Source organism: Vibrio sp. Vb2131, assembly GCF_033338535.1.
Classification (GTDB): domain Bacteria; phylum Pseudomonadota; class Gammaproteobacteria; order Enterobacterales; family Vibrionaceae; genus Vibrio; species Vibrio alginolyticus.
Map to the genome: position 1 here is coordinate 63,813 of NZ_JAWOSW010000001.1, position 12,549 is coordinate 76,361.

The following is a 12,549-nucleotide window of genomic DNA, read 5'->3' on the forward strand; positions in this document are numbered from 1 at the left end:
TGAACATAACGTGGTTAGTGTTGTGACCACGTTATCTTCCGTCTTTCCCCTCGATAACTCGCCTGTTGGCTTCTTGCTTGCAAGTATTCAAAAGAAGCGGTAATTTCAGCGGCTCGCTGATGTGCCAGAAAGTTGCTTATTCAAACGACCAACATGAACTAAACTCATCAGTTTTATCAGGGGCTTAATGATCAACTGCGCACTGCCTACAATGAAAAGCCAAGTACCACTTTCAATCAACGAATCATTCAAAAAGAAAAAGCTACCAATTAAAAACCAAATAGCAATGAGTAGGTCGTTTGCAGCACCTAACGCCTCATAGCGGCGCTGAATAACGATGTGACGGCTTCCTAGATCTAAATCCAACTCTCTGCCATGTATCTGCACTGTATAGCTCCCCTCTTATTGTTTCGCGTCAGTTATGCCCAAGTTATTTCGAAATACTTAGTTCTAAACCCTAACGGACGTGGCATGCATTGACAACCATTGGAGGGATTATCTATTTGCAATAAAAAGAAAAGGGCGCATAAGCACCCTTTTTAGCGAGTCTAATTACAGGTATTCGCTTTAATGATTAGATAGTGAGTACCAACTTAACTCCACTTCAACAAGCGAGTTTCGTTGCCTTCTTCCGGCTTCGCTGGAATATTGAGTGACAACAGCAAGCTCACTGCTGCCATACCAGCGCCGATGTAAAATACGCTAGCAGGTGAAACCAGCCAAATCACACCAAACGTAACAGGTATTACAACCGCCGCAATATGGTTAATCGTAAACGCAACGCCCGCGGTCGACGCCATATCTGCTGGGTCGGCAATTTTCTGGAAGTAGGTTTTAATCGCAAGCGCTAACGCGAAAAATAGATGATCGACAACATACAATGCTGCCGCCCACTCAGCCGTTTGCACCAAACCGTACCCGACAAACACGAAGATCAAACCGACGTATTCAAACATCAACGCTTTGCGCTCACCTACAACGCCGATAAAACGGCCTATTCGCTTCGCAAACAAGAAGTTAAAGACATAGTTAATCAGGAACAGCAACGTAATATCTGCGGCGGAGTAACCAAACTTTTCTACCATCAAGAAACCAGCGAACACCGTAAAAATTTGACGGCGTGCTCCACTCATAAACGTAAGCGCATAGTATAACCAGTAACGTTTACGCAGGATGAGCTTCTTGTTCTGAGGCACTTTTGTCTTAAATTGTGGGAAGGCAAATGCCATCACCAAAATGAGCACAAAACCTAAACCACCAGCCATTAAATAGACCGTTTTAAAATCAAGTTTGAGCTGTTCGAGCGAAACCCAAATGGCGCCGTAGGTAAACAGAGAAGCCAAAGCTCCAACAGAAATAAACTTACCCAGCATTTCTGGCGCTTCTTCTTTAGATAGCCATTGTAAAGACAAAGACTGCTTGAGTGTTTCAAAGTAATGGAAGCCGGTGGACATTAACAAGGTTGTAAAAAGTAGACCGTACAAAGTGGGAAAATAACCTGTTAATGCCGTACCAAGCGTAAGCATCGCCAAAGATACGAGCATAAAGCGTTGCTCTCGGATAAACAGCAATACAAACACGGCGGTAAAGGCCAAAAAACCCGGAATTTCGCGCACACTTTGCAATAGGCCTATGTCGGCACCATCAAAGTTTGCTTTCTCTATAACAAAGTTGTTCAACAACGCCATCCAGGTAGAAAAAGCAATGGGCACGATAATGGAAATTAACAGGAGGAAATTTTGCGGCGTTCTCCAGCCGTGCGATGAGGTAGTCATGATGTTTCCTTTAAATATGAAGGCATCATCATAGCTTTAAATGTAACAAATTCGCAATATCATTATTATTTTCAACCCAGAGCAAGCTGATATGGCTGAGGAATATTGTTATGAAGATAAACATCGCACTCAATTCCTTGGCTAAGCGCGATGTTCAAGTATCAAGAGAACTAAAGCATGAGTAAATGTGCTCAGTGGCTTAATCAATGACTTTTACTGATAGGCGATTTTTAAATTCAAACACATGTTCTGGACACACATCCAAACAACGGCCACAGCTAATGCAGTTTTGATCCATAACTCGACGATCTCCCTCTTTCAAAGGCTGCCGAAGCACTTCTGGTTCTGGGCAAACGTAAAAGCAATCCATGCATTTGGTGCAATCTTCGCGCCGAACAGCAGTAACGCGCAACAGGCTTTTTCGGCCTATCACGCCATAGGTTGCCCCCAGTGGACATAAGTGCCCACACCACCCATGCTCAACCAAGAGTAAATCCAACACAAACACTAGGGCGATTAGCACCCAACCTGCGCCCATACCAAACACCAACCCGCGATGCAGTGCCGCAACTGGATCTAACCATGTCCAAAGAATCGCGCCAGATAGCGCACTGCCCAACATCAAAACAGGGATCAGCCAATAACGAATCATGGGAGACCAACGATAGCTCGCTTTAATGTTGAACTTTCGACGCAACCACGCCGCCAAGTCTGTCACGATGTTCAACGGGCACACCCAAGCACAAAATGCGCGCGGCGCCAAAATCGCGTAAAACACCACGACAATCACTACGCCTAACAACGCATTAAACTCCGGAACATGCCCTGTCGCCAAAACTTGAAGCACGATTAACGGGTCACTTAACGGCACGGTATCGAGCAACATACTTGATGACAGATTACCAGTTAGAATTCCCAGCGTCGGCCCAGCCATAAATAGCGCAATGATGGTGAACTGACATAGCCGACGTAAAATCAAAAACCGATGCGCGCGCCACCAACCAAGCTTTTCAAGCGCTTCTTTGCCAGCATTTTGAGCTAAATTCTTTGCCATTACTTACCTCCTTTTAGCGATTCAAGCGCACCTTCCGGCACAGGCGTCTCACTAGGGAGGATATTTTCGAGTGGTTTGTCGAGCTCTTTCCAACCAAAATTGTAGTGGCTGCCCACTTTGCCTTTCGCCAAATCCGTCGGGACGACTTTAATAGCAGCGACATCCAACACGCACGCTTGTTCACACTTACCACATCCGGTACACACTTCGGAATTCACTGTAGGGATAAGTTTGGCGTGATAGCCAGTTCGATCGTTGTGAACCATCTCTAACGTGATGGCTTCATCAATCAGCGGACAAACGCGATAACAAACGTCGCATCGTAACCCTTGCCAGTTAAGGCAAGTTTCATGGTCAATAAGAACCGCTGTACCCATTCGAGCATCATCAATATCGGTTAGTTTCGGATCCAGCGCCCCACTCGGACAAGCGACAACACAAGGAATGTCTTCGCACATTTCGCAGGGAATATCGCGTGCAGTAAAGTAAGGTGAGCCAGTCGCGACGGGTGAAAGTAATGTCGCAAGTTTCAAGGTATCGTAAGGACATGCCTGAACACACAAGCCACATCGAATACAAGCTGATTCGAAATCGCCTTCCGGCAGTGCACCAGGCGGACGAATAGGCACACCTTTGGTTTCTCGAGCTTGGCTTTGTAGCGATTGTAAGCCCAATACACACGCAGCTGCGCCAACACCAGCCGCAGTTCGAGCTGTATCACGCAAAAATCGGCGCCGACTTTGCGATATTTTAGACTGAGAGGATTTCATGCTATTTCCTCAACAAAACTCCCTTATCAAGTTAAGCATAAATAGCCCTAAACGTGTCGTTTCCCTATACCTCATAGGAGGTAACCCCATCCTCTATTGATTCAAGTCAACTGACGCACAGTGCCGTCATCACAGTTTGACTAAATGCGTTTATTTACTGCGACATGAAATTCACCACGATACTCTGCAGTACGCACCATTCTCAGTACAATAATTCAACACCTTTGCAATCTATTCGCTCAATTCGATGATAAATCACTACTGAAAATTAAAAAAAAGACATCATAACAAGCTAATTTAAAAGGCATTTATCCATTAAACATAAAAAAATACTATCCAAATAAGAAAACTGTGGTTAGATTAAAAATTAAAACTAAAAAGCGAAGGAGAGAGGCATGGAAATTATCGTACGTCCAACGACCGTCGAAGACGCAGCGGCACTCGTAGAAATCTATTCACAACCAAAAGCACAGCGTGAAACCCTGCAACTCCCAAAGCCTTCGCTCGCGATGTGGGTGGAAAGATTGTCAAACATACCTGATGGTGTTTATAGCTATGTCGCTGAAATTGATGGTAAAGTCGTCGGTAATATTGGCTTTCACCACTCTCTACGTCCAAGAACGATGCACACGGCATCGTTTGGCATCGGAGTACATGATAGTTTCCACGGACTCGGTATTGGTAGCAAATTGATAGAAACAGTCACTGAACTAGCAGATAACTGGTTAAATGTGAGAAGAATTCAGATAGAGGTCAATGCCGATAACGACGCCGCCATTGGGCTTTATAAAAAGCATGGATTTCAAATTGAGGGTGAAGCGATTGACGGTTCCTTCCGTGATGGTGAATTCATCAATACCTATTACATGGCGCGCATCAGACCAGGCCAAAGATAAAACAAAGCCTCCTACTAATTGGAGGCTTTTCTTTTTAAACTTCGACTCACTTTCGTAAGTAAGCCAACGCTCTGCGAGTCAATGCTTCTGTGTAGGGATTGATCTTCCAGTGGTCGGAACTCCAACCTTTCACAAATCGCTGAAAGTCTGCCCAAGCCACAGCAAACAAAGGACGCCATTCACGCTCGACTTCATTAGGGTCAAGATTCGGTTGATAGACCATTAGCGCGTATTGCAACTGAGCAAAATACGTATCCAAAACCCAAACTTCCATCTCTGCACAACGTTCTGGCTTAACGGCGCTACTCATAAACAGTGCCACATCTTTCATTGCACACCCACATCCAACGTATTGAAAGTCAACCGCAGCAACGCTTGATTCTTCTTCATCAAAACAGAAGTTCGCCAATTTGGCATCACCATGTACTAGTGTTTTAAACTTAGCTTGCGAAAGCGTTTGATCAATCAATTGAGCCGCATTTTGTAGCTCAGTGTCTTGCAATGCTTCAAGCTCGTCGGGTCTGGTTGCTAAGTGCCAGTATGTACCGGTATGCCACAACTTATCCGAACGAACATCGATGTATCGCGCATGAAAGTTCGCCAACCAAGTGAGGCAGGCTTGTAGATGCTTTAGCTGTGCATCTGTGATGACTTTTGGAAAGCCCACCTCGGCGAGATCTTCCATCACAATGAGCCATTCATTCTCCGATTGGAACGTTTTTAGACCTTGTGGTACTCGGCAGCGAGTATCCACCCCTCCGGAAAAATACTCATACCAATTCACTTCCACCTGATAAGAGTGCAACTTTCTTTGATGAGAACGGTCCGTATTCCAGCCTCTAGGATGCTCTGAAGGCTTAGGGAGTTTTACATGCTTAATGATCACCGAACGAGTAGAATAAGTAACTTGGACTAACTCTCCATAGCCTCCCCATAGCGATTGTATGACTTCTACAGAGCGGTAATTACCTAGATTGAGTTCCTGGCCAATATTTTGGTAGCGTTGGTGGTTGTTACTCATCATGCGAGCAGATGTGACCACGTTTGGTTCTTCTCCATGTAGTGAATAACATATGGGCAAACTGGTTTGATTTGATAACCGAGTGACTCAATTTCTGGCAACACCGCTTCCATCATCACTTTTCCGTACCCCTTACCTCGCAGTGCTTCAGGAACAACCGTTGATGTAATGTGCATGACATTACCCTTAAGCTGATAAATCACCTTGGCTTTATAACCCTGCTCTAAATCAACCCAGAATGTACTATTCGTGGTCTCATGAGTTACTTTATGCATATCTTGCTCTCTAATTTTTGTTACAGATTGATTGAATCAAACTATATCACTGAATAAAATCGATACCATGCGAGAGTGCTGCTTCGCCTCACGCGATTACCTTCTTACATCAGGTACGACAATTATAATGAGAAATATGAGCCCAATTGCCAGAGACGGCAAGCTACCTCTGCAAAGCAAGAAGGCACCAGAACGTCAGGCAAGTACATTAAATAGCACCGATGCAATGGCAATGGTCGAACATGGCAGTGAAGTGAGCTTAAACGTCACCACCCCCGTTGGTACAAAGTTTATTACAACCAGCACATTTGTTGGCTGTCACTCAAATAATACTGCATTGATAGAGGTTCCGAACATCTCCGATGAAGACTTGAAGTTCTATTTTCAAGAAGGCTTTTGGATCAATGTAAAAGCCTACTCTCATCGAGGTGAAGGGGCCGTTATCCCATTTCGGGCCCAATTACAGCATCGACTAGGCGATCCGTACCCAATTTTGGTGCTAGACCTACCCAACACTATGCAGGTCTTTCAGCTTCGCAAAGAAGTGCGTTACGAAGTAAATTTGAGAGCGCGTGTTTGTTTAGAAGCCTATCGAACTGAATGCGAAATAAGAGATTTATCTCGTAGTGGCTGTCGTTTTGTAACATCACCGATGAGCCGACCACTTCAGGTTGGTGACCACGTTTCATTGGATCTAACGATGCCCGGAGAAAGTCGTATGCTAGCGCCGTTGCGAGGTCGTATTTGTAATTTACAAAAATCAACGCACTATGCTCGCTACGGAATGGAGTTTGATGAGGTTGGTAAAAACAACGCTAAAAACCTCCTCAGTCACCTCAAATTTGATGGTACTAAGCTCACACTAAAAAGATAGATTTGATAACCCCTATCGCTTATCAAGAAGCTTTGAAGTGCTAGAAAACAAGAAACCCCTTACTTTTCAGTAAGGGGTTTTATTTACTAAGAATAAGGCAGTATCTTAGATAAGAGTCATGACTTAGAAGTCGTAACGTAGACCTAGCGCTAGCTCATCTTTTTCAGCCGCGCCTTCGTTATCCATTAGATCGAAGTTGTATGATGCGTAGCCACGGAAGTTAGGCTTGAAGTAGTAAGTTACATCAACAGCTAGGTTTTCTACAGTATCTGCGTCTTCTAGTTCACCTTTGTTGAACGTAGAAGTGAATACAGTTTGACCCATAGTGTAAGCAGCGGCTAGTTCGTAGCCTTTGTAATCAAAAGTCTTACCTGCAACATCCATATCCGCGCCAGTGTAGTTACCAGCGAAGTAGAAGTCACCTACAGAGTATGCAGCTACCAGCATGAACTCATCGCTGTCGTTTTGATCTGCGTAACCAGCACCTAGTTCAAAACCAGTGTTAGCAAACGCGTAAACACCAGATAGAGAGAAGCCATCTTCCTCGTTGTCTGTAAAGCCTTGTGCATCTGTTGTGCGATCAGCAAAACGGTAGCTAGCGCGTACAGCTAGTTGCTCGAATTGGCCTTTGTAAGACAGCATGTTATCTGTACGGTCAGAAACAGGCAGTTTAAGTGCTGCTGTGTTACCGTGGTAAGCCATAATGTCAGTAAAGTCAGTAAGAACCACTAGTGCGCCGTCGTTTTTACCGTAAGTTACTTCACCGTATTTGCCACCCAGACCCGCATAAGCGTAACGAGTTTCAAGACTATCTGTCTCACCAACTTTGTTACCTTTAGAATCAAATACATCATAAGTTTTAGTTACAAACTCACCTTCCCAAAAACCAACGCCGTATAGGTTTTCATTGATTTCCTGTTTGCCTAGGAAGTTAAGACGGATGCGAGTACGGTCTTCTGCCTTACCATCCATCATAGAAAGACGCGCTTCAGCGCGGCCGCCCATCTCAAGAGAAGTGCCATCTTGGTTGTATAGTTCTGAAGCGACAACTTGAGATCCTGATGCCATTAGCGCCACTGCTACAGCTAAAGTTTTTAATTTCATTGTTATTTTCCATATCATTGTTTTATATGTGCTTTCTCACCAGAAAAACAGGACTTTTCTGTACCAACGAGAAAACTGGCGGCATAGTAGCAGCTGTTATTTTTCACGCAACGTGTTGAATAAACAGCGCTTATAGAAGAAAACACCACTTAAAATGACGATATGAATACCTCTCAACCATCAAGTTATCGGTTGAGTTAAAAAAAATGTTCGCGTCAAAAAAAATTGACGAAAAAAATGTAAAAACAATATCACAAAACGTGATATTGCCCGCAAAAAAATCTTGTTAACTGACTGTTTTAGATAGACTTATTGATAATAAATCCGATTATTACAAACAAAAAAATCCCTGAGCATTCACTCAGGGATTTAGAGATTTGATAAGTAGATGGTAAATTAAAGCTTAAAGAAACTTAATTGCTCTTTCTGCTTCTCTGCAAGTAATGAAAGCTCAGTACTCGCACTTGCACTCTGGCTGATGCCCGCTACATTTTGGTTTACAAGCTCCGACATGTTAACCACGTTGCGATTGATATCTTGAGTAACTTGAGACTGCTCTTCGGCTGCGGTTGCTACTTGCGTGTTTGAATCGTTGATGTTGGCGACCGACTCGGTAATTCCAACCAACGCTTCATTCGCTTGTTGCGTCAGCTCGTTGTTGCGGCTAAGCATATCAAGGCTGACTTGCATACTGTCATTCGCCAGCCCAGACTGCGCTTGAAGCTCTTCAATGATCGTTTGGATCTCTTGTGTCGAGTCTTGAGTACGCGCTGCTAGCATGCGTACTTCATCAGCTACTACCGCAAAACCACGACCAGATTCACCAGCTCGCGCCGCTTCAATCGCAGCATTCAATGCTAGCAAGTTGGTCTGCTCAGATACGCCGCGAATCACTTCAATAACATCGTTGATCTGTACAGATTGCTCTTTTAGACGCAAAACAACTTGCGCTGCATCGTTCAATGCTTGAGACATTTGCGCACTTGCTTCCGCACTTTCTTGGAAGATAGCCAAACCTGATTGAGCAAGTCCATCAGCTTCACGCGCGGTTGCGTCAGCAGAGGTCGCGTTATCACTCACATTATTCGCAGTACTTGCAAGCTCGTTAACCGCAGATGCAACTTGCTCGATCTCCGCCAACTCTTATTGAGCGTTCGCGTTCGCTTCCGCTTGCGTCATTACCGCAGCTAATTCGGTCGATGCAGATGCAACTTCCTCACTAATACGGGTTAACTGGTCCACAGTGTTGTATAACTGCTCTGCGGTTTGGTTTACATCTTTGCTCAGCTTAGAGATCTCATTGTCCCCATCGACATCTGCACGTACAGATAGATTACCCATTGCTAACTGACGCATCACTTCTTGCAGCTTTTGGATTGGTGTAACAATCATGCCAGATAGGAACCAAGCGCCTATCAATGAGAAAGCAAATACCGCTAAAACCGTCAACATAGCGTTATTTTGCACACGTTCATTTTGCTGATGACTTCTGATAGTAGATTGTTCAGCTTGCTCGTTTACATGCTTTGATAGTGTGTTAATTTGTTGGACCATTTCTCGGCCAACATTGCGATACTCTTTGACAAATGCACGGTACTCGCTATCCGATTTCAAACCTTGATCGTATTGGTTGAAGAAAGCAACTGAGCGCTCTGAATATCGCACATAGGATTCAATTGCTTGGCGAACTTTAACGGCATCGTCACGGAATAGGTTTCGGGCTTCAATTGCGCTTAAATCGGCATCAACTTGCTTTAAGCCTTCTTTCAATTCGGTTAGAAAATTCTCACGACGAGAAGCATCGTAAATAGCGTAAACCGCGCTTATGCGCAGAGGGTAAATTTGGTCGTCAATACTCGCCAATGTGTCTTTGTGAAAAACCAAAGATTCTTGGTTGGAAGCAATAACATCTTGCTCTGCTTGAAGATTGTTTTTAGTAATCCAAAGAGCAATAAACAAAACAATCGCGGTAAATAATACCGGAACCAAAATTTGCGTTCGTACTGACAAATTTTTCAGTGATAACTGCATGACAGGGCCTCAGTTGTATGCGTGATGTCTATATCCAAACAAACTCGAGCAGTGCTTATAACAACGTTACTTTTCGGCAGTTTGAATATCTATGCTTCCTTGCGACGGGATAACTCCCAGACGAATAAACAAGTGGCGAATATTAGAGGTCGATCACACTTTTGTCTAGTACAAAAACTCTCCATTTTCAATCTGTTATTGACAATATCCCGACAGTAGCGTCGGGATATTGTCGTTATGATAAATTATGATCACTTATGATGAGATACATTCACATTTAGGACGGTTTCAGCCTATTTTCTCAACGAATTGAGCTTAGCTTGAGCAAGGCCAAAAATGGTATCGATTGGATAAGAACCTTCATCAGTTGGCTCACCAGCAACTTTCCCCGTAAACAATTCGATAGCTTCAGTAACATGGTCAATCGCCCAAATATTAAACTCGCCTTTTTCGACTGCTTTCACGATGTCGGAACGAAGCATTAGATTGTGAACATTAGAGCGCGGAATAATGACCCCCTGCCCGTCATGACGACCTTTAATTACACACACATCATAAAAGCCTTCGATCTTTTCGTTTACGCCACCAATAGGCTGAGCTTGACCAAATTGATTCATCGACCCTGTTATCGCAATGTCTTGTCGATTTGGTTGCTTTGAAAAAGCAGACACAACCGCACATAACTCAGCCATGCTGGCACTATCACCATCAACACCACCATAAGATTGCTCAAAGGTAATGGTTGTCGTTAATGGCACTCGTGCCGTTTTACCAAATACGGAAGATAAGTAGGCAGACAAAATCATCACACCCTTAGAGTGAATACTGCCCCCCAAATCCACGCTGCGCTCGATATCGATAACCTCCCCATCACCGTAACACGTCGTCGCTGTGATGCGATTCGGTGCACCAAACATGTAGTCACTAGTGCTCAATACCGAAAGTGCGTTCACTTGGCCTACGGCTTCTCCTTCGGTGCGAATCAGCGTTGTGCCGTTAATAAAGGTTTCCATTACGTTATCGCGTAATCGGCTTACTCGCATTTCTTGGTTATTGAGCGCCTCTTCAACATGACCAATACGGATCATGTTGGAGTTGGCTTGACGAGCCACGTAATTCGACTCTCGAAGCAAGTTGGCGATATTAGCCGAATGTAGAGATAGCTTGGATTGGTCGCCAGACAAACGTGAGCTGTATTCGATGATCCGAGCAATGGCTTTGCGATCGCAATGCAGCATATTGTTGTCATGCACCACGCTAGAGATAAAGCGCGCGTAATGCAGCTCAGACTCCGGCGTACGTTTCATTTCGTCTTCGAAATCTGCCGTCACACGGAACAACTCGCTGAACTCTGGATCGTAATGTTGGAGCAATTGGTAAGTTCGATAATCACCAAATAAGATAATTTTGATATCAAGCGGAATCGGTTCAGGATCGAGTGATACCGCCCCCGTCAATGTGACTTCTTTTTCTAGAGACGTAAAACTCAATTGACGAGCACGCAATGCGCGCTTCAAACCATCCCAAACGTAAGGCTGTTCAAGTACTTTCTGAGCATCCATTAATAGAACGCCGCCATTCGCCTTATGCAAGCTCCCTGCACGAATCAGCGAGAAGTCGGTAAACACCGTTCCTTTGAAAGTGGCAGTCTCAATCGACCCGAAGAGTGAATGATAATTGGGATTTTCTTCAACAACGATAGGAAATTCGCTGCTTTTACGGCTTACCAAGACGTTCACTTTATAACGACGTGGCAATTTTTTATCCAAGGATGCCGTCGCAATTTCGCCTTGCTCGCCACTTTGGTCAAGGAAAATATCTGCGTTTTCAACAATATCTTTTTGCAGCTCAGTTAAGTAGGTTTTGATTTCGGAATATTGCGCGTAATCCACTTTGAGTTTTTTGATGAAGTGAGTAATCACATCAAGCGTCACTTCATCATTGAGCTTTTTGATTTTATCGCTGTATGTCTCTTCCCACTCCGTAAGCTCACGAACCATCGAGCGCAATCGCACTTCGAGTTCATCAATAGCATCGCTGAATTGCTCTTGTTCTTTTTTGCTTAGTACATCAAAAGACTCTTCCGTATGAAGCTCATCACCGTTCATGGCGACAAACTGATAATCCCCCTGCGTAGTCAGTGTTAGGCTGATGCCCTTTTCTTTTGCCTCTCGACTAATACGATCCAGCTCGTTTTGTTGCTTAGCTGCCAATTGATTTTTTAATCGCTCAGCGCGGCTAAAGTACATTTCATTGTCGAATGCTAGGGGTAAAGCATTCAATAATTTGCCCATTAAAGCTTCAATATCAACACGTAGCTTATTTCCGATACCACAAGGCAACTTTAATACCTTTGGTGTACGGGTATCCTCAAAGTTCGCAACGTAACACCAATCAAACAGGGCTGCTGCATCGTGCTGGTGACGATTCAGATAGCGCAAGATCATGGTGCGTTTACCTAGCCCATTCTGACCAATGGCGTAGATGTTATACCCTTTCTCTTTGATGGACATCGCAAACTCGACCGCTTTTTGCGCGCGCTCTTGGCCCACGATTTCATCAATTGGAGGTAACTCCTTGGTCGACTTACATGGCATATTCTCTAGATCTGCTACAGAATATAGCTGCTTAGCTTCCAATCTTAGTATTGCCATATCCACTTCCTTTTTTCTTATTTTCGTTATTTGAGTGTAGAGATTATTTGCTTAATTTTAAGTGATTTACCTTCCACCCTAGATTGATTGGACAT

10 protein-coding genes and 1 pseudogene are annotated in these 12,549 nt (G+C 44.1%); 2 read left to right on the plus strand and 9 right to left on the minus strand.

The genetic code is table 11. The features are described from left to right. Positions 1-105: 105 nt before the first annotated feature. The 4 genes from R7E38_RS00260 to napG form a co-directional block, all read right to left on the minus strand. Entirely contained in the window at positions 106-387 is a 282-nt protein-coding gene (locus R7E38_RS00260; RefSeq protein ID WP_025768568.1) for a YrhK family protein, read from the minus strand. Positions 388-593: 206 nt separating this feature from the next. Then, complete coding sequence (locus R7E38_RS00265) at positions 594-1,775, minus strand: MFS transporter (protein ID WP_005375129.1); 1,182 nt, start codon at positions 1,773-1,775, stop codon at positions 594-596. A gap of 199 nt (positions 1,776-1,974) precedes the next feature. Further along, positions 1,975-2,829 (minus strand): quinol dehydrogenase ferredoxin subunit NapH, encoded by an 855-nt coding sequence (gene napH, locus R7E38_RS00270; protein WP_226082792.1) that lies wholly within the window; start codon positions 2,827-2,829, stop codon positions 1,975-1,977. Further along, positions 2,829-3,599: a ferredoxin-type protein NapG gene (gene napG, locus R7E38_RS00275; protein WP_064376387.1), complete on the minus strand. Its 771-nt coding sequence runs from the start codon at positions 3,597-3,599 to the stop codon at positions 2,829-2,831. Before napG ends, napH begins: the two co-directional genes overlap by 1 nt. 395 nt (positions 3,600-3,994) lie before the next feature. On the opposite strand from napG, the gene R7E38_RS00280 reads away from it, so the two are divergent. Next, positions 3,995-4,495, plus strand: a complete 501-nt coding sequence (locus tag R7E38_RS00280) for a GNAT family N-acetyltransferase (RefSeq protein ID WP_017820512.1) — start codon at positions 3,995-3,997, stop codon at positions 4,493-4,495. Between the two features lie 46 nt (positions 4,496-4,541). Here R7E38_RS00280 and R7E38_RS00285 read toward each other — a convergent pair whose 3' ends face one another. Together R7E38_RS00285 and R7E38_RS00290 are read right to left on the minus strand one after the other, a co-directional pair. Beyond that, positions 4,542-5,519 (minus strand): phosphotransferase, encoded by a 978-nt coding sequence (locus R7E38_RS00285; protein ID WP_017635481.1) that lies wholly within the window; start codon positions 5,517-5,519, stop codon positions 4,542-4,544. Beyond that, positions 5,516-5,791: a GNAT family N-acetyltransferase gene (locus tag R7E38_RS00290; protein ID WP_017635482.1), complete on the minus strand. Its 276-nt coding sequence runs from the start codon at positions 5,789-5,791 to the stop codon at positions 5,516-5,518. Before R7E38_RS00290 ends, R7E38_RS00285 begins: the two co-directional genes overlap by 4 nt. A gap of 127 nt (positions 5,792-5,918) precedes the next feature. On the opposite strand from R7E38_RS00290, the gene R7E38_RS00295 reads away from it, so the two are divergent. Further along, a complete protein-coding gene (locus tag R7E38_RS00295) occupies positions 5,919-6,665 on the plus strand; it encodes a flagellar brake protein (RefSeq protein ID WP_042521645.1) in 747 nt (248 codons plus the stop codon). 123 nt (positions 6,666-6,788) lie between these two features. Here the strand turns inward: R7E38_RS00295 and R7E38_RS00300 are convergent, their stop codons facing one another. The 3 genes and pseudogenes from R7E38_RS00300 to R7E38_RS00310 form a co-directional block, all read right to left on the minus strand. Beyond that, a complete protein-coding gene (locus tag R7E38_RS00300; RefSeq protein WP_025768571.1) occupies positions 6,789-7,769 on the minus strand; it encodes a porin in 981 nt (326 codons plus the stop codon). Positions 7,770-8,165: 396 nt separating this feature from the next. Then, positions 8,166-9,800: pseudogene (locus R7E38_RS00305) on the minus strand (methyl-accepting chemotaxis protein). 293 nt (positions 9,801-10,093) lie between these two features. After that, entirely contained in the window at positions 10,094-12,454 is a 2,361-nt protein-coding gene (locus R7E38_RS00310) for a Lon protease family protein (protein ID WP_054574916.1), read from the minus strand. Positions 12,455-12,549 lie beyond the last annotated feature (95 nt).